At 71.5% G+C, this 26,239-nt stretch carries 20 protein-coding genes; 11 read left to right on the top strand and 9 right to left on the bottom strand.

Annotated features, from left to right (window positions below; translation table 11 throughout):
* Positions 1-108 precede the first annotated feature (108 nt).
* On the top strand, positions 109-1,017 hold the full coding sequence (locus tag ACFV6V_RS21195) for an NYN domain-containing protein (protein ID WP_385567153.1): 909 nt from the start codon (positions 109-111) through the stop codon (positions 1,015-1,017).
* 2 nt (positions 1,018-1,019) lie between these two features.
* Here the strand turns inward: ACFV6V_RS21195 and ACFV6V_RS21190 are convergent, their stop codons facing one another.
* Positions 1,020-1,868: an alpha/beta fold hydrolase gene (locus tag ACFV6V_RS21190; RefSeq protein ID WP_385567151.1), complete on the bottom strand. Its 849-nt coding sequence runs from the start codon at positions 1,866-1,868 to the stop codon at positions 1,020-1,022.
* A gap of 82 nt (positions 1,869-1,950) precedes the next feature.
* Positions 1,951-3,612 carry a DEAD/DEAH box helicase gene (locus ACFV6V_RS21185; RefSeq protein WP_385567148.1) on the bottom strand — a complete coding sequence of 554 codons (1,662 nt, stop codon included), beginning with the start codon at positions 3,610-3,612 and terminating at the stop codon, positions 1,951-1,953.
* Between the two features lie 480 nt (positions 3,613-4,092).
* On the opposite strand from ACFV6V_RS21185, the gene ACFV6V_RS21180 reads away from it, so the two are divergent.
* The gene (locus tag ACFV6V_RS21180; protein ID WP_385567146.1) at positions 4,093-4,848 is read left to right on the top strand and encodes a ferritin-like fold-containing protein; all 756 of its coding nucleotides are present in this window, start codon (positions 4,093-4,095) and stop codon (positions 4,846-4,848) included.
* A gap of 41 nt (positions 4,849-4,889) precedes the next feature.
* Here the strand turns inward: ACFV6V_RS21180 and ACFV6V_RS21175 are convergent, their stop codons facing one another.
* The 4 genes from ACFV6V_RS21175 to ACFV6V_RS21160 form a co-directional block, all read right to left on the bottom strand.
* Positions 4,890-5,162 carry a hypothetical protein gene (locus tag ACFV6V_RS21175; RefSeq protein WP_385567143.1) on the bottom strand — a complete coding sequence of 91 codons (273 nt, stop codon included), beginning with the start codon at positions 5,160-5,162 and terminating at the stop codon, positions 4,890-4,892.
* A gap of 159 nt (positions 5,163-5,321) precedes the next feature.
* The gene (locus ACFV6V_RS21170) at positions 5,322-5,546 is read right to left on the bottom strand and encodes a DUF3107 domain-containing protein (protein ID WP_361278892.1); all 225 of its coding nucleotides are present in this window, start codon (positions 5,544-5,546) and stop codon (positions 5,322-5,324) included.
* A gap of 155 nt (positions 5,547-5,701) precedes the next feature.
* The gene (locus ACFV6V_RS21165) at positions 5,702-6,343 is read right to left on the bottom strand and encodes a TetR/AcrR family transcriptional regulator (protein WP_385567186.1); all 642 of its coding nucleotides are present in this window, start codon (positions 6,341-6,343) and stop codon (positions 5,702-5,704) included.
* 163 nt (positions 6,344-6,506) lie between these two features.
* Positions 6,507-6,758: a hypothetical protein gene (locus ACFV6V_RS21160; RefSeq protein WP_385567140.1), complete on the bottom strand. Its 252-nt coding sequence runs from the start codon at positions 6,756-6,758 to the stop codon at positions 6,507-6,509.
* A gap of 275 nt (positions 6,759-7,033) precedes the next feature.
* Between ACFV6V_RS21160 and ACFV6V_RS21155 the strand changes: the two genes are divergently transcribed.
* From ACFV6V_RS21155 to moeZ, 7 genes are all read left to right on the top strand, one after another.
* A complete protein-coding gene (locus ACFV6V_RS21155) occupies positions 7,034-7,996 on the top strand; it encodes an alpha/beta fold hydrolase (RefSeq protein ID WP_385567137.1) in 963 nt (320 codons plus the stop codon).
* 8 nt (positions 7,997-8,004) lie between these two features.
* Positions 8,005-9,429: a DUF3152 domain-containing protein gene (locus tag ACFV6V_RS21150; protein ID WP_385567135.1), complete on the top strand. Its 1,425-nt coding sequence runs from the start codon at positions 8,005-8,007 to the stop codon at positions 9,427-9,429.
* Positions 9,430-9,623: 194 nt separating this feature from the next.
* Complete coding sequence (gene pelF, locus ACFV6V_RS21145) at positions 9,624-11,279, top strand: GT4 family glycosyltransferase PelF (RefSeq protein WP_385567132.1); 1,656 nt, start codon at positions 9,624-9,626, stop codon at positions 11,277-11,279.
* Positions 11,272-12,447 carry a hypothetical protein gene (locus ACFV6V_RS21140; RefSeq protein WP_385567129.1) on the top strand — a complete coding sequence of 392 codons (1,176 nt, stop codon included), beginning with the start codon at positions 11,272-11,274 and terminating at the stop codon, positions 12,445-12,447. The genes pelF and ACFV6V_RS21140 overlap by 8 nt, the downstream gene beginning before the upstream one ends.
* Positions 12,448-12,635: 188 nt before the next feature.
* Positions 12,636-13,607 carry an NAD-dependent epimerase/dehydratase family protein gene (locus ACFV6V_RS21135; protein WP_385567126.1) on the top strand — a complete coding sequence of 324 codons (972 nt, stop codon included), beginning with the start codon at positions 12,636-12,638 and terminating at the stop codon, positions 13,605-13,607.
* Positions 13,595-14,341 carry a spherulation-specific family 4 protein gene (locus tag ACFV6V_RS21130; protein ID WP_385567124.1) on the top strand — a complete coding sequence of 249 codons (747 nt, stop codon included), beginning with the start codon at positions 13,595-13,597 and terminating at the stop codon, positions 14,339-14,341. The genes ACFV6V_RS21135 and ACFV6V_RS21130 overlap by 13 nt, the downstream gene beginning before the upstream one ends.
* 75 nt (positions 14,342-14,416) lie before the next feature.
* Positions 14,417-15,595 carry an adenylyltransferase/sulfurtransferase MoeZ gene (gene moeZ / locus ACFV6V_RS21125; protein WP_385567121.1) on the top strand — a complete coding sequence of 393 codons (1,179 nt, stop codon included), beginning with the start codon at positions 14,417-14,419 and terminating at the stop codon, positions 15,593-15,595.
* A 110-nt stretch (positions 15,596-15,705) separates the two neighbouring features.
* On the opposite strand, the gene ACFV6V_RS21120 is transcribed toward moeZ, so the two are convergent.
* The 3 genes from ACFV6V_RS21120 to ACFV6V_RS21110 form a co-directional block, all read right to left on the bottom strand.
* Positions 15,706-17,250 carry an alpha/beta hydrolase gene (locus tag ACFV6V_RS21120; protein ID WP_385567118.1) on the bottom strand — a complete coding sequence of 515 codons (1,545 nt, stop codon included), beginning with the start codon at positions 17,248-17,250 and terminating at the stop codon, positions 15,706-15,708.
* Between the two features lie 181 nt (positions 17,251-17,431).
* Positions 17,432-18,991 (bottom strand): alpha/beta hydrolase, encoded by a 1,560-nt coding sequence (locus ACFV6V_RS21115; protein WP_385567116.1) that lies wholly within the window; start codon positions 18,989-18,991, stop codon positions 17,432-17,434.
* A 108-nt stretch (positions 18,992-19,099) separates the two neighbouring features.
* Positions 19,100-22,012 carry a lysylphosphatidylglycerol synthase domain-containing protein gene (locus ACFV6V_RS21110; protein ID WP_385567113.1) on the bottom strand — a complete coding sequence of 971 codons (2,913 nt, stop codon included), beginning with the start codon at positions 22,010-22,012 and terminating at the stop codon, positions 19,100-19,102.
* 140 nt (positions 22,013-22,152) lie between these two features.
* Between ACFV6V_RS21110 and ACFV6V_RS21105 the strand changes: the two genes are divergently transcribed.
* Positions 22,153-22,509 carry an MGMT family protein gene (locus ACFV6V_RS21105; protein ID WP_385567110.1) on the top strand — a complete coding sequence of 119 codons (357 nt, stop codon included), beginning with the start codon at positions 22,153-22,155 and terminating at the stop codon, positions 22,507-22,509.
* Positions 22,510-22,709: 200 nt separating this feature from the next.
* The gene (locus ACFV6V_RS21100; RefSeq protein WP_385567107.1) at positions 22,710-26,207 is read left to right on the top strand and encodes an ATP-dependent helicase; all 3,498 of its coding nucleotides are present in this window, start codon (positions 22,710-22,712) and stop codon (positions 26,205-26,207) included.
* Positions 26,208-26,239: the final 32 nt, after the last annotated feature.

Raw genomic sequence — 26,239 nt, 5'->3', positions numbered from 1 at the left:
GAGCCGCAAACATTCCCTACGCTAAATAAATTTTTTGGATGGCTAACTACTCACGGGTACGACACGGCACCCACACAGAATGACGGCCATGATGTCCATGAGGTCCATATGAACGACATGAGCGTCGACGGTGAGCTCAGCCGCATCAGCGCCCGGCTGGAGCGCACCAACGAGCTGCTCCAGCGCATGCTCGCCGAGGTCGCGAAGACCCCGTCCACGCATGCCATCTTCGTCGACGCCGGTTACGTCTATGCTTCCGCCGGGTTGCTGGTGGCGGGCACCGAGGACCGGCGCTCCTTCGACCTGGACGCCGAAGGACTGATCGAGGCCTTCATCGACAAGGCCCGCACGATCTTCGCGGACAGCCGGCTGCTGAGGGTCTACTGGTACGACGGTGCCCGGCGCCGCATCCACACCGCCGAGCAGCAGTCCATCGCCGAACTCCCTGACGTCAAGGTTCGGCTCGGCAATCTCAACGCCAACAACCAGCAGAAGGGCGTCGACTCCCTCATCCGCACCGACCTGGAGTCGTTGGCGCGGCACCGCGCGATCAGCGACGCGGCACTCGTCGGCGGCGACGAGGACCTGGTCTCCGCCGTCGAGGCGGCCCAGGGATACGGGGCGCGCGTCCACCTCTGGGGCATCGAGGCCGCCGAGGGGCGCAATCAGGCTGAGCCGCTGCTCTGGGAGGTCGACAGCCAGCGCACCTTCGACCTCGACTTCTGCCGCCCCTATGTGACCCGGCGGCCCGTCACCACGTACGAGGACGACACGCCCACGCCTTCCCGCGACGATGTGCGCTTCGTCGGCGCCCAGATAGCGGCCACCTGGCTTGCCGAGCGCGGCCGGGCGGCGATGGCGGAGCTGCTGCCCGGGCACCCCTATCTGCCGGGCCCGGTGGACCAGGACCTGCTCATGGAGGCGGAGAAGCGGCTCCAGCACTCACTGCGGGGCTACGCCCATCTGAGGCGTTCCCTGCGCGACGGCTTCTGGCAGCACCTCCAGAGCCAGTTCTGACGTCAGCTCCCGTTCCCGTGCCAGAACCTTACGAGTGCCGCGGCGGTCTCCAGAGGACGATCCGTGTTCGGTGAGTGCTGGGCGCCCTCGATGACCGTGCGCCGGGCCCCGAGCCGTACGGCCATCTCGTCGATCAGGGGCACGGGCCAGGTGTCGTCGTGCTCACCGGACACCACATGCTTGGGCAGCGGCACGACGGCCAGTTCGGCCACCCGATCGGGTTCGACGGTCAGCTGGTGGCCGGTGGCGAGCAGTTGGTGCGGGTTGTGGCGCAGCCAGCGATGCCGCAGATCGTCGCGGTTCCCGTTGAGCTCCGCCTCTTCCGGGGTGTCCATGGCCCGCATGGCCTCCCAGATCTCGGCCATGCTCATGGCCGCGATCGCGTCGCTCAGCAGCTTCACCTTGTCGCGCTGCTCGGGGGCGATCCGGGCCGGACCCGACGAGACCAGGGTCAGCGAGACGAACGGCTGCGCATCGGTGAGGACGGCGGCACGTGCGATCTGCCCGCCCAGCGAGTGGCCGACCAGGTGGAGGGGGCCGCCGACCGCCGCCGCCTGCGCCAGCACGTCCCGGGCCAACTCCTCCTGGGTGTACGCCTCCCGCGCCTGCGGCCCTTCGCTCTCGTACTGTCCGCGGCCGTCGATCGCGACCGCGCGGTATCCGGCAGCGGCGAGCGGCTCCAGCATGGCGATGAAGTCCTCCTTGCTCCCGGTGTAGCCGGGCAGGAGGAGCGCGGTGCCCCGGGGCGAGCCGTCCGGTTCGGCGTCCAGCACGGCGAAGGCGCCGCGGGAGGTGTCAAGCATGCGGGACCGGGCGCAGGCCGGTGGCACAAAGGTGGGCGGGCGGCTCATACGCAGAGGTTACCGAGCAGTTGAAGAGGGCCCGTACCCAGGGGGTACGGGCCCTCTTCACACACACTCGACCGGACCAGGCTCAGCTTTCCGGCGTGGTCGTGGCCTTCGCACGGGTGCGCCTGCGGCGCGGCTTCGCAGCCTCAGCGGTCTCGCCGGCGTCCGGCTCGCTCGCGGCCTCGGCCACGGGGGCCTCGGCGCCTGCGGCCTTGGCGGCGGCGGCGCGGGTGCGGCGGCGACGGGGCTTGGCCGGCTCGGCCGGCTCGCTGGCAGCGGGCTCGGTCACGGGGGCCTCGGCGGTCACAGCCTCGGTGGCAACCGCACGCGTGCGGCGACGTCGGCGAGGCGTGCGCGGAGCCGTGCCGTCGGCTGCGTCAGACGGGTCCGACGGGTCAGAAGGCTCGGACGCGGTGGGCTCCAGGGCCTCCGGCGCCGTGCTCGCGGTCTCGTCGACCGGCGAACCGTTTCGCGTACGACGCCGGGCGCGCGGAGTGCGCGTACGGGCCGGAGCTTCCTCCTCCTTCTTCGCCCGCCCGGAACGGCCACGGCCGCCAGGCTCCCCGAGGTCCTCGATCTCCTCGGCGGCGAGACCGGCGCGGGTGCGCTCGGCGCGGGGCAGTACGCCCTTGGTGCCCGCGGGGATGCTCAGCTCCTCGAAGAGGTGCGCCGATGTCGAGTACGTCTCGACCGGGTCGCCGAAGCCCAGGTCCAGCGCCTTGTTGATCAGCTGCCAGCGCGGGATGTCGTCCCAGTCGACCAGGGTCACGGCGGTGCCGGACGCACCCGCGCGGCCGGTGCGGCCGATGCGGTGGAGGTAGGTCTTCTCGTCCTCGGGCGACTGGTAGTTGATCACATGCGTGACGCCCTCGACGTCGATGCCGCGGGCGGCGACATCGGTGCAGACGAGCACGTCGACCTTGCCGTTGCGGAACGCGCGCAGCGCCTGCTCGCGCGCGCCCTGTCCCAGGTCGCCGTGGACGGCGCCGGAGGCGAAGCCGCGGCGCGCAAGCTGGTCGGCGATGTCCGCGGCCGTCCGCTTCGTACGGCAGAAGATCATCGCGAGCCCGCGGCCCTCGGCCTGGAGGATGCGCGAGACCAGCTCCGGCTTGTCCATCGAGTGGGCCCGGTAGACGCGCTGGGTGATGTTCGCGACGGTCGCGCCCTCGCCGTCCGGGGAGGTCGCACGGATGTGGGTCGGCTGCGACATGTAGCGACGTGCGAGGCCGATCACCGCACCCGGCATGGTCGCCGAGAACAGCATGGTCTGGCGCTTGGCAGGCAGTAGCTGGATGATCTTTTCGACGTCGGGCAGGAAGCCGAGGTCGAGCATCTCGTCAGCCTCGTCCAGCACGAGTGCCTTGACCTTCGACAGGTCCAGCTTGCGCTGGCCCGCCAGGTCGAGCAGCCGCCCGGGGGTGCCGACGACCACGTCGACGCCCTTCCTCAGGGCTTCGACCTGCGGCTCGTAGGAACGGCCGCCGTAGATCGCGAGCACCCGGACGTTGCGCACCTTGCCTGCGGTCAGCAGGTCATTGGTGACCTGGGTGCACAGCTCGCGGGTGGGTACGACCACCAGCGCCTGCGGGGCCTCGGTCAGCTCCTCCGGCTTGGCACGGCCCGCCTCGACGTCCACGGGCACGGTGACCCGCTCCACCAGCGGAAGTCCGAAACCGAGGGTCTTGCCCGTGCCGGTCTTGGCCTGTCCGATGACGTCGGTGCCGGAGAGCGCGACCGGGAGGGTCATCTCCTGGATGGGGAAGGGAGTGATGATGCCGACGGCCTCGAGGGCCTCGGCGGTCTCGGGAAGGATCCCGAGTTCCCGGAAAGTCTTGATCTGCGTAGTCAGGGTGTTGCCTCTTCTGTGAGACGCGGCGCGAGGCGAACGCTGGGGGTCTTACCGCACCTTTTGGTACTGGTGGCCCGGCCGTGGATTGGCCGGAAAGGCGCGGGACCACTGCCGTCGCTCGAGCGCTCATGCCGCTGAGGGTCCCTCGTGTGCGAATAGGTGCACAGAGGGCGGTCGGGTCGGAGCCGATCGGGCCACCGACCGGGCATCCTCATTCATAGGGCCCGTCTGCGTACGCGACTGTGCGTATGCGACAGGCTCTCATAGCACTGTACCCCGGAATCGCGCATCTGTGTTGGGCGAATTCCGGCAAGCCGCGTTGTGGCGGGTGCTGACCAGGCCCTTCACCCAACCGGGCGGCGGGCTATTGTGCGCTTCATGGAGACGTCAGACAACGCCACCGAGTCAGCATCCGCATCCGGCACAGACGAAGAACTCACCGGGATCGCCGCCCAGGACTGGGCCACCGCCTCGGCCGACCCCCAGTACCGCGCCGCGGTCGTGGATCTGCTGGGCGCGCTCGCCTACGGCGAACTGGCGGCCTTCGAGCGGCTCGCCGAGGACGCGAAGCTGGCACCGACGCTTGCCGACAAGGCGGAGCTGGCGAAGATGGCCTCGGCGGAGTTCCACCACTTCGAGCGGCTGCGGGACCAACTGGCCGCGATCGAGACGGACCCGACCGCAGCGATGGAGCCGTTCGCGGCGGCGCTGGACGAGTTCCACCGGCAGACCGCTCCGTCGGACTGGCTGGAGGGCCTGGTCAAGGCCTACGTCGGCGACTCGATCGCCAGTGACTTCTACCGTGAGGTCGCGGTGCGTCTCGACTCGGACACCCGCGGACTGGTGCTGGCCGTGCTCGACGACACGGGCCACGGCAACTTCGCCGTGGAGAAGGTGCGCGCCGCCATCGAGGCGGACCCGCGTGTCGGCGGCCGGCTCGCGCTGTGGGCGCGCCGCCTGATGGGCGAGGCGCTGTCCCAGGCGCAGCGGGTCGTGGCGGAGCGGGACGCGCTGTCGACCATGCTGGTGGGCGGGGTCGCGGGCGGGTTCGACCTGGCCGCCGTGGGCGAGATGTTCACCCGCATCACCAAGGCGCACACCAAGCGGATGGCGGCACTGGGGCTGGCGGCGTAGCAGGGAGCTCCGCTCGTCGCGTGTCGGGGTCCGGCTCAGGCTCAGGCTGCGGCCGACCCCCGCCGCAGCCTGCGGGCTGCCGGGCGGACCAGTAGGGACACGGTGACGCCCGCGACGAGCAGGGCCCCCAGCAGGGTGGCGAGCAGATGGCCGGAACCGATCGCCGCATGCGTCAGATACGCCCCGAAGAGCGCCCCGAGTGCGCCGCTCGCGTACACCACACGCGGCGCCGGAAGCCGGTCGGAGAGCCATCGCACGGCCGCCCAGGAGAACAGGCATCCGAGCAGTACGGAGCCGAGAGCTTCCACGATCACCACGGATCACCTCACACGCGCCGGCCGGGCATTTCGGGTCACAGCCCGTCCTACCCGAACCCACCATGACGCAACCCTCACCGCAACCCGGGCATGCGAAGGGCCCGGCGGTATCCGCCGGGCCCTCAAGGCGCAAGAGGCGCCGCGCTTGGCCTGGAGCTACGCCCCGAAGCCGACGCGGCGCGTCGCCGGCTCGCCGATCTCCACATAGGCGACCCGGTCGGCAGGCACGAGCACCTTGCGGCCCTTGTCGTCCGTCAAGCTGAGCAGCTGCGCCTTGCCGGCCAGGGCGTCGGCCACGGCCTGCTCGACCTCCTCGGCGGTCTGACCGCTCTCCAGAACGATCTCCCGGGGCGCGTGCTGCACGCCGATCTTGACCTCCACGGCTTAGTCCCTCCGAACGGTCAGCGATGCGCGGTCAGCCGCGCCGTACGCTGCACACATTAGCCCGGTGAGGGGACCCGGTACGGCGCCCTCGCGCACGCCGGGAGCGAACACGAGCCTTCGCCGGGGTCACCGGAGGGGGCCACGGCATACGGTCAGTGGGCCTCGCCGCCCTGGAGCGGGAACCCGGCGATGCCCCGCCACGCCAGCGATGTCAGCAGGTGCACCGCCTGCTCCCGCGGAATCGTCGACCTGCTGGACAGCCAGTAGCGGGCGACGACCTGGGAGACGCCGCCGAGGCCGACGGCCAGCAGCATGGACTCCTCCTCGGACAGGGCGGTGTCCTCGGCGATGACCTGAGAGATCGCCTCCGCGCACTGCAAGGAGACCCGCTCCACGCGCTCGCGCACCGCGGGCTCGTTGGTGAGGTCCGACTCGAAGACCAGACGGAACGCGCCGCCCTCGTCCTCCACATAGGCGAAGTACGCGTCCATGGTCGCCGCGACGCGGAGCTTGTTGTCCGTCGTCGACGCGAGGGCGCCGCGGACCGCCTGGAGAAGCGACTCGCAGTGCTGGTCGAGCAGCGCGAGGTAGAGCTCCAGCTTCCCGGGGAAGTGCTGGTAGAGCACCGGCTTGCTGACACCGGCGCGCTCGGCGATGTCGTCCATTGCCGCCGAGTGGTAGCCCTGGGCGACGAACACTTCCTGAGCCGCGCCCAGGAGCTGGTTCCGTCGGGCACGGCGCGGCAAGCGGGTGCCTCGAGGGCGCGCTGCCTCTGTCTGCTCGATGGCTGTCACGCCGCCTCCCACGTTCGATGTCACACGCACAGTGTCCTGTGCCGCGGCCACTGGCGCCGCGCCGCCATCGTACTTTTGGGTAACCGTGGTGTGCGCGGTGCGAGCGCAGAATTTCACGTACCGGACGCCCATGGAAGCCGGAACGGACAGGAATCCGAACAATTCAGCGGTAGTCGTCCTCGTCGAGTGCGACCACTCGCGCCTGTTCCACCGCATCCGCCTCGTTCGCGGCGAACATGCTGATCCGGGTCAGTGGGTCGTCCCGTCGCTGCTGCAGCTCCGTGTGCTGCTCGGCGGCATCCGCCTCGGGGACCTCCTCATCGAGTTCCTCGAGGTCGGCGAGCGCGTCGAGAGCGATCGTCTGGCCCTGGTCGTCCTCCGTGAAGGTTTCCGGGTCCGCCGGATCGACAGCCATCGGGATCCCTTTCCTGTGCGTATCCGGGCAGCAGGTGGGCGGGGCGCGTGCCCTATGTAGAGCGTAGGAGTTCCTGCTGCCCAGCGCTATGCGGTGGAGTGTGCTGTTTTGGTGACGGTGCCCGTGTGAGCCGCCGATCCGAAGTGTCCGTGGGGGCCGACGGGCACGGAGAGGCACGGATGGGTGCAGGGGTGCCCTGAGACCGGTGGGGGGGCCCGGGGCGTGTGACGGCGAACACAGCTTTGGTGGCGTGATCGTCTCGTAACATTGCCCTCATGTCTTCGACCGAGCTGCCGGATTCCCGTGCCTCCGCACCGGCTCCGCGCATCCGCGCCGTCCGGGTCGCGGCGGGCGAGGAGCTGCGCTCCGTGGCCCTGCCCGGTCTGACGCTCACCGTGCGTGCGCGTCCCCCGGCCTCCGCGGGCCTGCCCCCCGCGCTCTACGTCCACGGTCTCGGCGGCTCGTCCCAGAACTGGTCCGCACTGATGGAGCAGCTCGACGACCGGGTGGACGGCGAAGCTGTCGACCTGCCCGGATTCGGCGACTCCCCGCCACCGGACGACGGCAACTACTCGATCACGGCACACACGCGCGCGGTCATCCGGATGCTCGACGCCTCCGGGCGCGGTCCGGTGCACCTGCTCGGGAACTCGCTGGGCGGTGCGGTCTGCACCCGTATCGCCGCGGTACGCCCCGACCTCGTCCGCAGCCTCACCCTTGTCTCGCCCGCGCTGCCCGAGCTGCGCGTCCAGCGCCCCGTCTGGCCCACGGTGGCGCTCGCGGTGCCCGGTGTGGCCCGGCTGTTCAGCCGTCTGACGAAGGACTGGACCCCGGAAATGCGGGTCCGTGGGGTGATGGCCCTCTGCTACGGGGACCCGGGCAGGGTGTCCGATCAGGGCTTCCGGCATGCCGTGGAGGAGATGGAGCGACGGCTCGAACTCCCGTACTTCTGGGACGCGATGGCCCGCTCGTCCCGCGGCATCGTCGACGCCTATACGCTCGGCGGGCAGCACGGACTGTGGCGACAGGCGGAACGGGTGCTCGCACCGACGCTCCTCGTCTACGGGTGCCGGGACCAGCTCGTCTCGTACCGGATGGCGCGCAGGGCGGCCGCGGCGTTCCGTGACTCGCGCCTGCTCACTCTGCCGGACGCCGGACACGTCGCCATGATGGAGTATCCGGAGACGGTCGCTGCGGCCGTCAGGTCACTTCTCGACGACAACAGCGGCAGGAGCTGATCCGGGGCGTGGGACGACACAGCCGCAAGGGCCCCGCACCCAAGGCCGCGGACAGCAGGACCGCGGGGAACGCCACGGCGGCGAGCGCGGGGGAGGCCGAGCAGTACGGGGGCCAGGGGGGATATCCGAGCCCGGCACACGGCATGCCCGCTCATGGGACGCCCGCACACGGGTCACCGGTGTGCGGCACACCCGCCCACGGAACTCCGGCTTACGGCACGCCCGCACATGGATCACCGGTGTACGGCACCCCGGCGCACGGCATCTCCGTCGATGGCACCCCGGCGCACGGCGTGCCCCGGGTGCGCGGCGGCCACCCGGAACAGCACGAGCCCGGCGGAGCCTGGGGGGTGCCGCAGAACGGCACCCGGTACGGGGACTGGCAGGGCGTCCCGCGCGGACAGACGGCCACCGCGACGGGAGCGCACCCGGTCGTGGCCCCGCCGGGACCCGCGCGGCAGAGCTCGCCGATCGGCGCCGGAGCCCGGATCCCCGGCCCGCGGCGGGAGTTCGTCGATGCCTTCGACGACGAGCCAAGCGCGCCAGGGCCTCAGACGCCTACCGCTCCTGACGGCACATCAGGTGACGAGGCGCCCGAAGCGCCGGCAGCCAGGACCATCAAGGGCCGCACGCTCACCGGGATCGCCGCCGCCGCTGTGACCACCGTCCTCGCGGTGGTCGTCGCCGGACAGGTCGCCGGCGGCGGTGCGGACGAGCCGGATCCGCAGGCGGCGGCTGAAGCGGACCGGGGCAGCGCGGACGGCTCCGCATCCCGCTCCGACGACCGCCTCGCCCCGCCGCGTCAGGCCCCCCAGGCTCCGGCCGCCCCGCTCGGCTACGCGCAGCTGATGACCAAGCAGTTCCCGCTGGACCCCAAGCTCAAGGGGCAGGGGAGCTTCGAAGCGGTGCCCGGATCCGACAAGGCACCGGGCGCCGGCAAGAAGATCCGCTACCGGGTCGACGTCGAGAAGGGCCTCGCTCTGGACGGCAAGCTCTTCGCCAAGGCCGTCCAGCAGACCCTCAACGACAAGCGGAGCTGGGCTCACGACGGGGACATGACGTTCGAGCGCATCTCCTCCGGAGAACCCGAGTTCGTGGTCACCCTGGCCAGCCCCGGGACCACCGGGGTCTGGTGTGCGAAGTCCGATCTGGACGTCACCGTCAGCAACGTCTCCTGCAATTCCCCCAGCACGAACCGCGTGATGATCAACGCCTACCGCTGGGCCCAGGGCTCCCCGACGTACGGGTCCAAGGCGATGCTCCCGTACCGCCAGATGCTGATCAACCACGAGGTCGGCCACCGGCTCGGGCACGGTCATGTGAACTGCGAGACGCCCGGCGCCCTGGCGCCCGTGATGCAGCAGCAGACCAAGTCGCTCGACATCGACGGAGTCCGCTGCCGCCCCAACCCCTGGGCCTACCCCACCGGCTGACGCGGAGTCGCCGCCCGGGCGGTTCGTAGCGCTATCGAACGCCGCGAGCCCGGGAAAGTTACGTGTATTCACCCCTTCCGGTGGCGCGATGGACAACCGTCCGTCGCGCCACCGTCTTGTCCGCATAACGTCGTCCCGCCGCAAGCCGCCGGGACCAACGGCGGCCGTCCACAGAAGAGATCGGGGGTGCACTCGTGCGGATCGGACTGCTCACGGAAGGTGGCTATCCGTATGCGACGGGTGAGTCCAGGCTCTGGTGCGACCGGCTCGTGCGCGGGCTCACACAGCACGAATTCGATGTCTACGCCCTGAGCCGGAGCGCCGAGCAGGAGGACGCCGGCTGGGTCGACCTTCCGCCGCAGGTCGAGCGGGTGCGCACCGCGCCGCTCTGGGCGCCGGAGGACGACGGCCGCAGCCACGGGCGGCGCGCGCGCAAGCAGTTCGCCGAACACTTCGGGGAGCTGGCCGCAGGGGTCTGCGGCGGCGACGAGCACCGCTTCGCCGAGGGGCTCTACGGACTCGCCGAGCTCGCGCGGGAGCACGGTGGTCTCCACACCGCCCTCCGTTCCGATCCGGCCGCGCGCGCCATGGAATCCGCCTGCCGTGCGCCCGGCGCCACCCGCGCCGCGCACACCGCGACGGTGCCCGACCTGCTCGCCTTCGCCGACCAGTTGGAGAGGGCGCTGCGCCCGCTGAGCCTCGACTGGTACGGGAGCGACTCGCTGGGCGCCGTCGACCTCTGCCATGCCACCTCCGGCGGATCGGCGGCGCTGCCCGGGCTTCTGGCCAAACGCTTCTTCGGGGTGCCGCTGCTGGTCACCGAATACGGCGTACAGCTGCGGGCGCACTATCTCGCCGCGGGCGCGGGCGGAGCCGCGGGCGAAGGTGCCAGCGTGCCCGTGCGGGCGCTGCTGGCGCGCTTCCAGGGGCTGCTGGCCACCGAGTTGTACCGCCAGGCGTCCCTCATCACCCCCGGCAACACCCATGCCCGCCGCTGGCAGGAGCGCTGCGGTGCCGACCCCGCACGGCTGCGCACGGTCTACCCCGGGATGGACGGTGACCGCTTCGCCGAGGTGCGTGAAGGGGAGTTCCGGGGCGACCCGCACACTCTGGTCTGGGTCGGCCGGATCGAACCGGCCAAGGACCTGGTCGCGTTGCTCCACGCCTTCGCGCAGGTGCGCACGGCGGAGCCGGATGCCAAGCTCCGGATCCTGGCCGCCCCGGTGCAGGAGCCCGAGGGACTCGCCTACCTCGGGCACTGCCGGGCGCTGGCCGCGCAGCTGTTCCCGGACGAGGCGGCCGGTGCGCACACGGTCGGGGACAACCCCGTCTCGTTCGAGGAGATCGGTGGCCCCGAGGCACCGGAGCCGGCCGATGCCTACACCGCAGGCGCCGTCGTCGTGCTTTCGAGCGTCGTCGAAGGCTTCCCCGTCAGCCTCGTCGAAGCGATGTTCTGCGGGTGCGCCACCGTGTCCACGGACGCCGGGGCCGTCGTCGAGGTCATCGGCGGTACCGGTCTCGTGGTGCCTCCGCGCAACCCGAAGGCGCTGGCGGACGCCTGTATCGCGCTGCTGCGCGACCCGGAACGCCGTGCACGGCTCGGGGCGGCGGCGCGGGCCAGGGCACTTGAGCTCTTCACCGTCGAGCAGAACCTCGCCGCTTTCCGCGGCATCTACCTGGAGCTCCTGTCCCACAGCTGCCCGCACCGCGACACCGGTGCCCCCTCCCTCCCTTTCACCACCCCCGCCGAGGCCCATGTCCCGGGCCACTGGACCGGGGCCCGTACCCGCCCCACGTGGGCGGACGGCCCACTGGCCGAGGCGGTCACCGCAGGAGCCCCCGATGCCTGACACCACCTCAGAGATCCCGGCGATCCCGGCGATCCAGACCACTGTGCTCCCCGGGGCCTCTCTTGGGCAGACCGCCGCCCGCCGGGGACCCGCCGACCCGGTGAAGACGCTGATACACCGGCACCGCGAGCTGTGCCAGCGGGCCGTAGACCCCCTGGAGATCGCGGCTGGGTTGGAGGCCCACGGGCTGACCGACCGCACCGCGGCCCGGTTCCGACACCGCGACGTGTTCTCGCTGGCCGAGGAGATGTACGCCCGGGTGCCCCGGGGCGAGGCCGCCACCGCGAGCGCGCCCGCCGAAGGCGCGGGGACCGCCGATTGGGCAGGGCGGGCACCCGCGGCACACGCGACGGTGCTGTTGCTGCCCGCGCTGCTGCCGGGTGCCGTCGCCGTCGCTGCCGTGACCGCCGTGAACCTCACAAGTGGCGGGATGCGCATCGGCGCGGCGGCGACCGGGGCGATGGTCCTGGCCGCGGCCTTGGCCCACAGCCTCCGGCGCGGCTCTCTGCGGGCATCGGGGCGCAGGGTTCGGTCGGGTCGGCTGTGGGTGGGCTGGCTGCTTGCCTTCTCCCTGGCGGGCGGTGGCCTCGTGGGACGGCTCCTGGATGGCGCTGTCCCCTCGTCAGCAGCGCCCGGCTGGCCCTGGCCGCCGATGGCGGGGCTGCTCGTTGTTCTCGCCCTCGGTGTCGCTCCCGCGGCGTTCAGCGCCCGGATGTTCGCCGGCGCGGCGCGGCGCAAGCTGGGCGGCAGTCGCAGTCTCGAGGAGTTCGCCGCCGCGGTGCGCCCCCTGCTGCTGGCGACCGTCGCGCTGTATGCCGCCGTCCTGATCGCGGTGGTGGCGCTGACCGGACTCGTGCAGCAGGTGGACGCGGCGCCCGCCGTCACCCTGGGCCTGCTGCTGTTCCTGGCACGGCTGCTCACGGTGCATGGATGCGCCCGGTCCGCCGCCGCAGGGCTGGTTGCCGCCGTCGCCCTGGAGGCACTCGCCCTGGCCTCCGTGCTCGTCGGCCGGCTTCCCGGGTGTGCCGCCGTGGCTCTGCCGGTGGAGTCCGTCGTCCTTGGCTGGGGCCAGGGTGCCGTCCCGGCGTTCGCCTGCGGAGTGGCTGCCCTCGGCCTGCTGCTCCGTGCCACCGCCGCACTTTCCCGGGCCTCCGCGCACTCCACCTGACTCTCCGGAGGACCTGCTGAGGCCCTTCCGAGCCCCCCACACCCCCCACGTTCCCGCGGAGCCGACGCCGCGGGCGCACCGGACCGATCACCGAGCAACATCCCTGAGGAGACGCACGACATGAACCCGTCCCATCCAGCATCGGCTGTCCGCGCCGGCGTGGCCCGTCGGCAGCGAGGAGCCGCGCGATGAGGGTGCTGCTGCTCGGAGCCAATGGATTCCTGGGCCGCTTCGTCGCCGAACGGCTGCTGGCCGACCCGGCCGTGCACCTCACGGCCCTGGGGCGCGGCGATGACGCCGACGTACGGTTCGACCTCTCGGGCGGCAGCCCGGGTGCGCTCACCCGCTTCCTGGACGCCGTCCATCCCGGCGTGGTGATCAACTGCGCCGGGGCGACCCGCGGCGGAGCCCGCGACCTCACCCGGCACAACACCGTGGCCGTCGCCACCGTCTGCGAGGCCCTGCGCCGCAGCGGCTGTGACGCCCGGCTCGTCCAACTCGGCTGCGCGTCCGAGTACGGGCCGTCCCAGGCCGGTTCGTCCACGGCCGAGGACAGCGTCCCGCGCCCGGGCGGCCCGTACGGGGTCTCCAAGCTCGCCGCGACCGAGCTGGTGCTGGGCTCGGGACTGGATGCCGTGGTGCTCCGGGTCTTCTCGCCCGTGGGTCCCGGCACCCCCGCCGGATCCCCCCTGGGGCGGTTGGCGGAGGCGATGCGCCGGGCCATGCAGTCCGGCGACGGCGAGCTGAAGCTGAGCGGCCTCGGCGTACAGCGGGACTTCGTGGACGTACGGGACGTGGCGCGCGCCGTGCACGCCGCCTCGCTGTCCGCCGCGCAGGGAGTCGTCAACATCGGCACCGGCCGCGCCGTGCGCCTGAGGGACGCCGCCGCCGTGCTCGCCAGGGTCGCCGGGTTCACCGGGGCGCTCCACGAGGTGGACGCACCCCCCGTGCGTCCCGGCCATGGTCACATCGGTGCCCCGCGCGGCCCCGAGTCCCTCGCGGAGCAGCTTGGCGCGACCCCGTTCCCGTACCCCGACGGTTGCGGAAGCTGGCAGCAGGCGGATGTGCGCACGGCCCGTGACCGGCTGGGCTGGCGGCCCCGGATCAATCTGGAGGAGTCCCTCGCGGACATCTGGATGGAGGCGGCGTGCCGTATCTGACCTCCACCGGCCCCGTGCTCTCCGCCCCCGGCGCCGACCGGCTCGGTTTCGGCGTCCCCGGCTATGCCCATCCGCTGGTGGCTCCCGTGGAATGGGCGGAGCTGACCCGCCCCGGAACCCCGTTGCACTGGGCGGTGCTCAATGTCGCCGGCGGCGGCCCCGGCATCCAGCCGGACCCGCACTGCCTGGAGGCCGCGGGCAGGCTGAACAACGTCGGGATGCGGGTGCTCGGCCATCTCGACCTGGCCCATGGCGCCCGCCCCTTCGCCGAGCTCGTCACAGACGCCCAGCGCTACCTCGACTGGTACCGGGTCCGCGGGTTCCTGCTGGACCGCTGCCCGGTGGACCGCGCGGACCTGCCCGGCGTACGGCGCCTGACGGCCACCCTGGATGCCGTCCTGGACGGGGGACACCTGGTCCTCGGCCAGGGCACGCATCCCTACCAGGGCTATGCGGAGGTCGCCGATCAGCTCGTCACCTTCTCCGGAGCCTGGTCCGACTACCGCTGGTCCCAGGTCGCCGAGTGGACCGCGAACCATCCGCCCGAACGGTTCGTCCACTTCGTGCACGGGGTGCCGCGGACGCATCTGGAGGAGGCCATGCGCATCGCCCGCTGGCAGGGGGCGGGCACGATCTTCTTCACCGACCGAACGGGACGAACCGGGGCGTTCGACTCCTTGCCCGGCTACTGGGACGAAATTGTCTCGCGTATTGGACCGGGTGTCTCGGAATGAGAGGGCGCGTGGCACTGTTACAGCCAGAACAACCGTACTGACGTAACGACCACCAGCTGTATTGATGAGGTCTCCGTGTCGCTGCCACCCCTGGTCGAGCCGGCTGCCGAGCTCACCGTAGACGAGGTCCGCAGGTACTCCCGCCACCTGATCATCCCGGATGTCGGGATGGACGGGCAGAAGCGGCTGAAGAACGCCAAGGTGCTCTGCGTGGGCGCGGGCGGGCTCGGCTCGCCGGCCCTCATGTACCTGGCCGCAGCCGGGGTCGGCACGCTCGGAATCGTGGAGTTCGACGAGGTCGACGAGTCGAATCTGCAGCGCCAGATCATCCACAGCCAGGCGGACATCGGCCGCTCCAAGGCCGAGTCCGCGCGTGACAGCGTCAAGGGCATCAACCCCTATGTGAACGTGGTCCTTCACGAGGAACGGCTCGAGGCCGAGAACGTGATGGACATCTTCAGCCAGTACGACCTGATCGTCGACGGCACGGACAACTTCGCCACCCGTTATCTGGTGAACGACGCGTGCGTGCTGCTCAACAAGCCGTACGTATGGGGTTCGATCTACCGTTTCGATGGTCAGGCCTCCGTCTTCTGGTCCGAGCACGGTCCCTGCTACCGCTGCCTCTACCCGGAGCCCCCGCCGCCCGGGATGGTGCCCTCCTGCGCCGAGGGCGGGGTGCTGGGCGTGCTCTGCGCGTCCATCGGATCCATCCAGGTGAACGAGGCGATCAAGCTGCTCGCCGGTATCGGTGAGCCGCTGGTCGGCCGCCTGATGATCTACGACGCCCTGGAGATGCAGTACCGCCAGGTCAAGGTCCGCAAGGACCCGAACTGCGCGGTCTGCAGTGACAACCCGACCGTCACCGAGCTCATCGACTACGAGGCCTTCTGCGGCGTCGTGTCCGAGGAGGCCCAGGAGGCGGCGCTCGGCTCGACGATCACTCCCAAGCAGCTCAAGGAGTGGATCGACGACGGCGAGAACATCGACATCATCGACGTCCGCGAGCCGAACGAGTTCGAGATCGTCTCCATCCCCGGCGCACGGCTGATCCCGAAGAACGAGTTCCTGATGGGCAACGCCCTCCAGGATCTCCCGCAGGACAAGAAGATCGTCCTGCACTGCAAGACGGGTGTCCGCAGTGCGGAGGTCCTCGCCGTGCTCAAGTCCGCGGGCTTCGCGGACGCGGTGCACGTCGGCGGCGGCGTGATCGGCTGGGTCAACCAGATCGAGCCGGGCAAGCCGATCTACTAGACCTCAGGTCGCCTTTCGGGCTCAGCGGGCAGGCCCGGCCTCCGGGCCGGTGCCTGCCCGCAGCTCTTCCCCGATCGCTTCCGGATCACGGCGCTGCGCTGGGACAGCCCTCAGCCGCAGGTCCTTCCGTCCTGCGGAACCGTGCCGTTCAGCAGATAGTCGTCCACGATCCGGGTCACGCAGCGGTTCTGTGGGCTATAGCCCCCGTGACCCTCGCCCTTGTTGGTCAGCAGTACCCCGACGCCCACACCCAGCTCGTCCGCCATCCGGCGGGAGCCCTCGTACGGTGTCGCCGGGTCCCCGGTCGTGCCGACCACCAGGATGGGCCCCGCTCCCGGGGCGCTCGCCTCCGGAGTCAGCCGCTCGCCGGGCACCGGCCACTTCGCGCACCAGCCCGCCGTGTCCCAGGCCAGGAACTCGCCGAACACTGGGGATATCTTCCGGAATTCCGGCAGCAGCGCCTTCGCATCCGTGGGGCTCGGCCGCCGCTTGCTGTCGGCGCACGATATCGCCCGCTGTGAATGGCTCTGGGTGCTGTAATGACCGCTGGCGTCACGGTCGTTGTAGAGGTCGGCGAGCGTCAGCAGCTTTGTGCCGCGGCCACGCTGCTCGGCCTCACTCAGGCCGTCGGTGAGCTTCGGCCACAGGCTCTCGGAGTAGAGCGCCATGACGATACCGGTGAGGGCGAGGCTCTGGTTGAGCTCGCGTCCGTTGTCGGCGGGCAGCGGCTTCTGGTCGATGCGCTCCAGCAGCCGCGCTATCCGCTGCGACCCGGCAGCCGGATTCTCCCCTCTGCCGGTCAGGTAGTTGTCCAGGGCACGCTGGAAACCGGTGGCCTGATTGCGGGCGTGGCCCGTGGCGTCTGCCGTGGGATCGACCACGGCGTCCAGCACCGTCCGCCCCACATTCCCCGGGAACAGATGGGCGTAGGTGCCGCCGAGCTCCGTGCCGTAGGAGATGCCGAAGTAGTTGAGCTTGCGGTCGCCCAGCACATGCCGGATCAGATCCAGATCGCGGGCGGCATCCGTCGTGCCGACATGGGCGAGCACCTCGCCCGAGCGGGCGGCGCAGCCCGCGCCGAAGGTCTCGGCGTCCCGGAAGTACGCCGCCTCCTCGGCCGGGGTGTCGGGAGTGAGGTCGACGCGGGTGGTCGCCTCCTCCTGCTCCGGGTCGCTGCGGCACACCACACCGGAGCTCTTCGCTACTCCGCGCGGATCGAAACTCACCAGGTCGTAGCGGGCGCCGAGCGTCTCGAACTCCGGAGCGAAGCCCGGCAGGCTCTCCACTCCCGAACCTCCCGGCCCACCGAAGTTGAACAGCAGCGAGCCGAGGCGCTTGTCCTGGTCGCGTGCCTCGCGACGGATCAGGGCGAGCGAGATCGTCTCGCCGTCCGGATCGGCGTAGTCGAGCGGAACCTTCACCTCGGCGCAGGTCCAGCCGTCGCCTTCGCAGGACCGCCAGTCCGGTCGCTGCTTGACCAGGACATCCGGCAGTCCGCTCGCCGCATCGCCCTTCCGCACGGGCAGCGGCGCGGGCGCCCCTCGCCCGTGGCCGCCGCTCGTCCCGCCGATGGTGTCGCAGGCCGCCAGCCCCCCGCAGGTCAGCGACAACGCCAGCGCGAACGCCATCGCCCCCGCCCTCGTGCGCCACGTCATTCAGGGCCCCCGTCCATGTGATCGACTGCTCCGCCATCCTAGGCTCCGCCACCGACAGTGACCACGCCTGTGGACAACCGGGGAGTCCGATGACAGAACGTCACAGCCGTGATCACTGTCAACCTCGGGGCACACCACCGGGAACGGCCCCGGAACGCCGTCCGGAGGACCGCTGCGGATGTCACTCGCATACCGTCCCGGCGGCCGGAACAACCCCGTCCAACAGGTACTTGTCGACGGCGGACTGCACGCAGGCGCTTCCGCTGCCGTAGGCCCCGTGCCCCTGGCCGCGGTAGGTCATCTCGATGCCGACCCCCTTGCCGAGCTGCTCGGCCATGGCCTTGGCGCCCGCGTACGGTGTCGCCGGGTCACCGGTGTTGCCGATGACCAGGATCGGCGCGGCGCCCGGTGCCGAGACGTCCGGGTGCTCCGACTGCCCGGGCACAGGCCATTCGGTGCAACTCATCAGGCCCCAGCCGAGATAGTCGCCGAAGACCGGCGATGCCTTGCGGAATTCGGGCAGTTTGGCCTTCGTCTGCTCCAACGAGAAGCGTTCCTTGGAGTCGACGCAGTTGACCGCGGAATTGGCTGCCTGGATGTTGCTGTACTGACCCTCCTGATTGCGTCCGTTCATCGCGTCGGAGAGGGCGAGCAGCAGCGCTCCGTTTCCCCCGTCCGCCTCGTCCAGGCCCTGCTCCAGGAGCGGCCAGTACTCCTTGGAGTACAGGGCCTGCGCCATGCCGTTCGTCGCCTGGGTCTGGGTGAGTTCACGGTCGCCGCTGGCCGGGATGGGCTTCTTCTCCAGGCGTGCGAGCAGACCGATGATGAACTGCTCCACCTCCTGCGCCGTGCTGCCCGGCAACTGGCACTCGTCGCCGCGGGCGACACAGTCAGCGGCGAAATTGTCCAGCGCCAGCTGGAAGCCCTTGGCCTGGCCCAGCGATCCCTGCTCCGAGGTGCTGTTGGGATCGACGACGGCGTCGAAGACGGCCCTGCCCACGTTCTTGGGGAACAGGTGCGCGTAGACGCCGCCGAGCTCGGTGCCGTAGGAGAAGCCAAGGTAGTGGAGCTTGTCGTCGCCGAGCGCCTGGCGCATCAGATCCATGTCGCGGGCGGCGTTGGTGGTACCGACATAGGGCAGGTAGTCGCCGGAGTTCTTCTCACAGCCCGAGGCGTACCAGCGAAGCCGGTCCGTGTACGCCGCCTCCTCCTTGGCGTCGTCGGGCGTGGCGTCCTGGGCGTAGTACTCGTCGAGCTGCCTGTTGTCCGCGCATTCGACGGGCTCGCTGCGGCCGACGCCGCGCGGGTCGAAGCTCACCAGGTCGTAGCGCTCGCGTAGCTTCTCGTAGTCCTTGGCCATCGAGGGCAGCGCGCTGATTCCGGAACCTCCCGGACCGCCGAAGTTGAAGAGCAGGGAGCCTATTCGCTTGGACTGGTCCTTGGCCTTCGCACGTATGAGTGCGATCTCGAACGTGTCGCCGTCCGGTTCCGCGTAGTCGCGCGGGACCTCCATGAACGAGCACTCCCACGTCGCGCCGCCGGGCAGCGGTGACGGCGCGGGCCCGCCGCCTTCCGCCTCCGACGGGGCCGGGCACGGCTGCCAGTCGAGCTTCTGGACGCCGAGGCCCCGTGTGTCCTGCGTCGTCCGGGCGCCGCTGCCCCCTCCGCCGTCAGAACATCCTGCGGTCACCAGGAGCACCGCCGCGGTCGCCGCGGCGAGGAGGGGGGTGGAGGTCGGCATGAGCCCATCCTGCGGCGTTCCGCCACGGCCCGCCTGTCGGGCTCTTGCGGACCGGTGGCGTGAAACACGGGCGGAAGCAGCAGGGGCCGTACGTCAGTGACGCGTTCCTCAGAGTGCACCCTTTCGGGTGAGGTGGGTGAAGGACACCCATCCCGGCAGCACCGGGATCCAGAGCGTCAGCAGCCGGTAGAGCAGCACAGCGGGGGCCGCGACCTCCCACGGCAGCCCCACAGCGACCAGGCCGACGGTCAGCGCGCCCTCGACCGCGCCGATACCGCCTGGCGTCGGCGCCGCGGATCCGAGGGCATTGCCCGCGAGGAACACCACGGCGATGCTGGCGTAGCTGAGCTGCTGGTTGCCGTTGTCGAAGGCCCGGATCGAGGCGTCCAGGCACATCACGAAGGCACCGGTCAGCATCAGCATGCCGCTGATTCCGGTGAGCAGTTTCACCGGCCGCTGGAGCACGTCCAGCATGCGCGGGACGACACCGACGAACAGCGAGCGCAGCCGCGTCGACACGAATTTGCGCATGAACGGGATCGCGGTCACCACCAGCACCAGCACGGCCACGGTCAGCAGACCGGCGATGACGGTCCTGGACGGGGTCACCGGCGAGGTCTTCTCCGTACCCGTCAGATAGCCGAAGGCCAGCAGCAGCATGATGTGTGCGCCGAGCCCGAAGAGCTGGGAGGCGCCCACACTCGCCACGGCGAGCCCGGGGCGTACACCGGAGCGCTGGAGGAAGCGGGTGTTGAGGGCTACTCCGCCGACCGCGGCCGGGGCGACGATCTTCACGAACGAGCCGGCGACCTGTGCCGTGACGGTCCGCAGGAACGGCACCCGCTCGGGTACGAAGCCCAGCAGGCTCATCGCCGCCGCGACATAGCTCACGGCCGAGAAGAGCACCGCCGCCGACACCCAGCCCCAGTGGGCCTCGGCGACCACGGTGAGGTCCGTCTTGGTCAGCTGCGACAGCAGGAAGTACGCGCCGATGGCCCCGGCGATCAGCGAGACCAGCGTGCGCGGCTTGATCCGCTCCAGCCGGACCGGCTCGACCGGTGCCTGCGGCCGGATCAGCAGCACCTGCCGCCGGATCTGGGCCAGCAGATCCTCCTCGCGGGCCTCGTCCAGCGCCTCGTCCATGGCGCGCTTCTCGGCCTGCTTCTCGGCGCGCTGTGACTTCCGGGCGGCCTTTCTGACGGCCTTGTCGGACTCGCCCTGCTCGCCGTCGTCCGCGACGGATGCCTGTGCTTTGGCCTGCTTGGCCGCCTCGGCCGTCGCGAGCACGGCCTCGCGCTCGCGCTGTGAACGCTCCCGCGCGAGCCTCCGCAGGGTGGCCCGCGTGGAGCGGCTCAGGGCGATCGGCTGGAGCAAGGGCAGGCAGTCGGCGACCGCGTCGGGGCCCAGGACGTCGACGGCCGCCGCCACCGCGCGCTCGGCCCCGACCCGCAGGCCCAGCGTGGCCAGCAGCTGGGCGATGTCCATACGCAGCACGATGTCGCCGGCGGCGATCTCGCCGCCGCGCAGATCGGTCAGCAGCACCTTGCTGGAACGATCCACCAGAATCGCGTCGCCGGTCAGCCTGCGGTGGGCGATGCGGCGCGACTGGAGCGCCTTCACCTGCTCGAAGGCACCCCGCACGACCCCGTCGGTGATCTCCTCGTCGGGCAGCGAGTCCAGCGAACGTCCGCCGAGGTGCTCGTACACCAGCATCACGGCGTCGGGCCCCAGCTCCGACGTGGCGATCAGCTTGGGGGCATGCGCACCCGCGGCGATGGCGGCATACGCGAGGAGCGCCTCCTGCTCCAGCGCCTGGCGCAGTGACTGGATCGAACGGCGCGTGAAGATGCCGCGCAGGGTGAGCCGGCGCCACACCCGGTAGAAGTAGCCCTGCGCCTGCTGCTCACGGTCGACGACGGTGACGTCCAGCGGTGGGCCGTCCTCCAGGGTGACGAGATAGCGGCGGCCCCGGTCGCCGTTCTCGGGCGACTCGGGGGCGTCCTCCGCGCGCATGGCCGTGACCGGACGGAAGCCCACCCGGCGCAGACCCGCCAGCAGGGTCTGCCCGGTGGGCTGGACGTTCGGTGAGCCGACCGCGTAGATCGTGCCGTACGCGACCGTCCAGCCGATCAGCACCGTCAGGATGATCGAGAACGGGGTGGTGTAGCCCGCCACCAGCATCGCGAACGCGTCGAGCAGCAGCACCCCCCACAGCGCCACCCGCCAGCGCGGGCGTTTGGCCATGCCGACGGCCGTCATATAGGCGATCACCGGCGCCAGGTAGCCGTGGACGGGATCCGTCAGGCCCCCGCCCGTCTGCGGCTGGGTCAGCGCGTCCTGGATCTGGCTGGGCGCGGCGTCGGCGACCCACAGATCGGTGGCAAGCGTCACACCGTGGGCGAGCACGGCGGCGAGCACGCCGTCCGCGATCCGCAGTCCGTCCCGCTTGATCAGACGCTCGATGGCGAACGCCACGGGGACGAGCAGCACCGCAATGCTGGCGAGCAGGCCGGCGAGCTTGACCAGCAGGTCGGGGGCCTGCCCCGTGCGCTTGGAGATGTCCGACTCCAGGCCGGACGTGGTGCCGTGGGCGAAGGCGGCGATGGCGAGGAGCGCCGCGATCAGCAGGATGCCGGTCAGCAGCCGGGTGAGGTCGGACGGGCGGTGCACCCGGGCGGGGAGCAGGGGTTCGTCGCCGAACACCGGCTCGGTGGCCGACGGGGTCTCGTGCGCCGGGGAGTCGCCGGCGGGGTCGTCACCGTGGTCGGATCGGGCACTCTCCGCAGCCTCGGGCCGGCCGTCCCGGTTGTCCTCGGGGGCGGGCTCCGTGCCTTCTCCCTCGGGGGTCACCCCCCGCGATTCCGCAGCACCCGTCGCCTCGATGTCATGCCCGGCTTCGGGGACCGCGCTCTCGCCCGGCTTCGCGCGCTCACCCGGACCCGTGCCTTCACCGGATCGCTGACCGGCCTCTTCCGGGCGCGACTCGGAGCCGGATGTGCTCGCCGCTGTCGCAGGCTGCACGCCCCGCTCCTTCGTCGTGTCGGTCTCTTCTTGATCTCGTATCACCAGTCACCGCCCGGATGATGGTGGCATGCCGCGCCGACGGACGGGGGCATCAGGGTGCCCGGTCGCTGTCGGTGCCATGGTGCAGGATGGGCCGGATGAGCGACGAGGTGCCGGGGCTGCCGGAATATGTGGAGCGGGTGCTCGACGCCGCTGAACGTATCCCGCCAGGTCGTGTCATGACCTACGGAGACGTGGCGGAGTGGCTGGACGAGGGCGGCCCTCGCCAGGTCGGCCGCGTCATGGCGCTGTACGGCAGCGCGGTGCCCTGGTGGCGCGTGGTGCGTGCGGACGGAGCCCTGCTGCCGGGCCATGAGCTCAGCGCGCTGGACCACTACCGCGCCGAGGGGACGCCGCTGCGCGAGGCCGCCCGCGGTGCGCAGGGGCACATGCCCCGCCTGGACATACGGCGGGCGCGCTGGGACGGCGTCACGGACACAGAGGCTCACAACTGACAGCTTCCGCCATTCGACGGCGCGATGGGCGCCCCGGTCCCCGTACGAGGTACCCGCGAGGTCCCGGGCCGGACTCCCTGCGGACCGGGCGGCGCGTGGCGTAGCGTCGTCGGAGCCGTTCGCGGCGCCCGCACCCTCGCAGCCACCGCGGCGACGCGCACACCTCACCACCAGCACACCCACCAGGACCGGCGACCCACGTGAGTTCCTCCCCTTCCACCGGGCGTACACCGCACCGTCGGGTACGGCAAGGGGTCCCCCCGCGCCCGCAAGGGGCCAGGGGGCGGACCCCGGGCGCGTACCGACTGGTGCGTACCACGCCGGGTCCGGTGCATCCCCCTCTCCTGGACGCCGCCCAGCGCGCGGTGGTTGACCACGAGCGGGGGCCGCTGCTCGTCCTCGCCGGACCGGGCACCGGGAAGACCACGACCCTGGTGGAGGCGGTCGCGGCGCGGATCGCGGCCGGTGCCGATCCGGAGCGGCTGCTGGTGCTCACCTTCAGCCGCAAGGCGGCTGTCGAGCTGCGCGACCGGATGGCGCTGCGGATCGACGGCCGGCAAGGTGAGCTGGGCGGCGGACGGGGCGGGCGCGGGGTCGTCCGGGCACCACAGGCGACGACCTTCCACTCGTACTGCTACGCGCTGGTTCGCGCCCACCAGGAGGCGGACCTTTTCGCCGAGCCGCTGAGGCTGCTGTCGGGCCCCGAGCAGGACGTGGCGGTACGGGATCTGCTGGCCGGCCAGCTGGACCTGGAGGGCGAGGGGCTGCCGGCCAGAGTCCGCTGGCCCGACGAGCTGCGGGCCTGCCTGACCACACGCGGGTTCGCGGACGAGGTGCGCGCCGTGCTGGCCCGCACCCGTGAGCTGGGCCTCGGCCCCCGCTCACTGGCCGGTTTCGCGGCACGCGCGGGCCGCAGGGACTGGGGCGCGGCTGCCGCGTTCCTCGCCGAGTACCTGGACGTGCTCGACATGCAGGGGGTGCTCGACTACGCGGAGCTTGTCCACCGGGCAGCGTTGCTCGCCGAGACCACCGTGCTGCCCGGCTACGACGCCGTGTTCGTGGACGAGTACCAGGACACGGACCCGGCGCAGGTGCGGCTGCTGCGGGCGCTCGCCGGAGGCGGCCGGACAGTGATCGCGTTCGGCGACCCCGACCAGTCGATCTACACCTTCCGGGGCGCCGACGTGAACGGCATCCTCGACTTCCCGAGCGCCTTCCCGCGGTCGGACGGCCGCCCGGCACCCGTCGCCGTGCTCACCACATCCCGGCGCTCGGGTGCGGCACTGCTGTCCGCGACCCGGTTGCTGACCCAGCGCATGCCGCTGCCCCGGCTGCCGGCCGGGGCGGTCCGGGCCCACCGCGCGCTGACCGCGGTCCGTCCGGGCGGCCGGGTCGAGACCTATACGTATCCCACGGGCTCGACCGAGCTGGACAACATCGCGGACATCCTGCGCCGCGCCCACCTCGAGGACGGCGTGCCCTGGAACGACATGGCCGTCCTGGTGCGTGCCGGTACGCGGACCCTGCCATCGGCGCGGCGTGCCCTCACGGCCGCGGGGGTTCCCGTCGAGACGGACGGCGACGACATTCCGCTGCGCCATGAACCCGCGGTCGTTCCGCTGCTCACCGCGCTGCGGGCAGTGGCCGCCGCACCGGACCGGGTGGCGTTCGGTGCGGCGGCCACCCGGTCCGGTGCCGGGCCGGGCACCGAGGTCGCCGGGGACACCGAGCAGAACACCGAGGACGCCAAGGACGTTCAGGACGCCGGGAACACGGTCACCGAGGAGGGGGCCTCCCCGGCCGTCGCCCCGGTCGCCCCGCTGGACCCGCTCGACCCCGAAACCGCCCACACCCTTCTCACCTCTCCGCTCGGCGGCATGGACACCGCGGACCTGCGCCGCCTCGGCCGCGCCCTGCGCGATGAGGAGCGCGCCGCGGGACACAGGGTGCCCGCGCCCTCCCACACGCTCATCGCACGTGCACTCGCCGAGCCTGAGCGGCTCACCGCCCACGATCCCGCGTACGCCCGCGGCGCTCAGCAGCTCGGCGCGCTGCTGCGCAAGGCGCGCGAGCTCCTCGAAGGCGGGGGCACCGCCGAGGAGGCGCTCTGGGAGCTCTGGAACGGCACCAGCTGGCCACAGCGCCTCCAGCGGGCCTCGCTGCGCGGCGGCGCCGCCGGGCGCAACGCCGATCGCGACCTCGACGCCATCTGTGCCCTCTTCGAAACCGCCGCGCGGGCCGAGGAGCGCACCGGTGGCCGTGGCGCCCACAACTTCCTGGAGGAGCTGGAAGCCCAGGACATCGCCGCCGACACCCTCACCCGGCGCGGTGCCCGGCCAGCCGCCGTACGCCTGATGACGGCACACCGCGCCAAGGGCCTCGAGTGGGGCCTTGTCGTCGTGGCCGGTGTACAGGAGGGGCTGTGGCCCGATCTGCGCCGCCGCGGTTCCCTGCTCGAAGCCGACCGCATCGGCCGCGACGGCATCGCCGAACCCCTGCCCCCCGGCGCACTGCTCGCCGAGGAGCGGCGCTTGTTCTACGTCGCAGCCACCCGCGCCCGCGAGCGGCTGGTCGTCACCGCCGTCAAGGCTCCGGCTGAGGACGGGGACCAGCCCTCGCGGTTCCTCGCCGAGCTCGGCATCGAACCGCGCGACATCACGGGCCGCCCGCGGCGTCCCCTCGCCGTGGCTCCGCTGGTCGCCGAGCTGCGCGCCACCACCGTCGACCCGGACGCGTCCGATGAGATCCGCGACGCCGCCGCCCGCCGTCTCGCCCGGCTCGCGGCGCTCACCGACGACGAGGGCCAGCCGCTCGTGCCCGCCGCGCATCCGTACCGCTGGTGGGGGCTGAACGAACCGACGCACAGCGGTGTCCCGCTGCGTGACCGGGACGGCCCCGTGGCCCTGTCCCCGAGCTCCCTCGAGAAGCTGACCAGCACCTGCGCGCTCCAGTGGTTCCTCGGGCGCGAGGTGCGCGCCGACGCCCCCGCGAGCGCGGCACAGGGCTTCGGCAATGTCGTCCACGTGCTCGCCGACGATGTCGCCTCGGGCCGCACGCCGGCCGACCTCGCCGTCCTCGTGGAACGTCTCGACGCGGTCTGGGACGCACTCGCCTTCGACGCCCCGTGGAAGTCCACGCAGGAGAAGGAACAGGCGCGGGCCGCCCTGGAACGCTTCCTGCGCTGGCATGTCATGGACCGCGGTGGGCGCAGCCCCGCCGCCACCGAGCACGCCTTCGACGTCACTCTGGAGGCGGGGGAGTACGAGGTGCGGATCCGCGGCTCGATGGACCGCGTCGAACAGGACGAGCACGGCCGGGCCTACGTGGTCGACTTCAAGACCGGCAAGCAGGCACCCACCAGGGACGAGGTCGCCCACCATCCCCAGCTCGCGGTCTACCAGCTCGCGGTACGCGAAGGTGCGGTGGACGAGGTCTTCGACGGGCGCAGGCCCGAGCCCGGCGGCGCCGAACTCGTCCAGCTGCGCCAGCCCGCCCTCAAGAAGGAGGGGGGTGACGCCCTGCCGAAGATCCAGGCTCAGGAGGCGCTGTCCGGAGCATGGGTGGGCGAGCTGCTCGCCACCGCCGCGGGCAGGGTTCTGGACGAACGTTTCACGCCCACCACCGGCTCGCACTGCGGTCAGTGCGCGTTCCGGGCCTCGTGCAGTGCCCAGCCCGAGGGCCGGCACATCGTGGAGTGAGCCGACGGCACTGCCGATGCCGATGACCGATA

Source organism: Streptomyces sp. NPDC059828 (assembly GCF_042731955.1).
Classification (GTDB): Bacteria; Actinomycetota; Actinomycetes; order Streptomycetales; family Streptomycetaceae; genus Streptomyces.
This window is presented reverse-complemented; position numbering and strand designations above follow the sequence as displayed.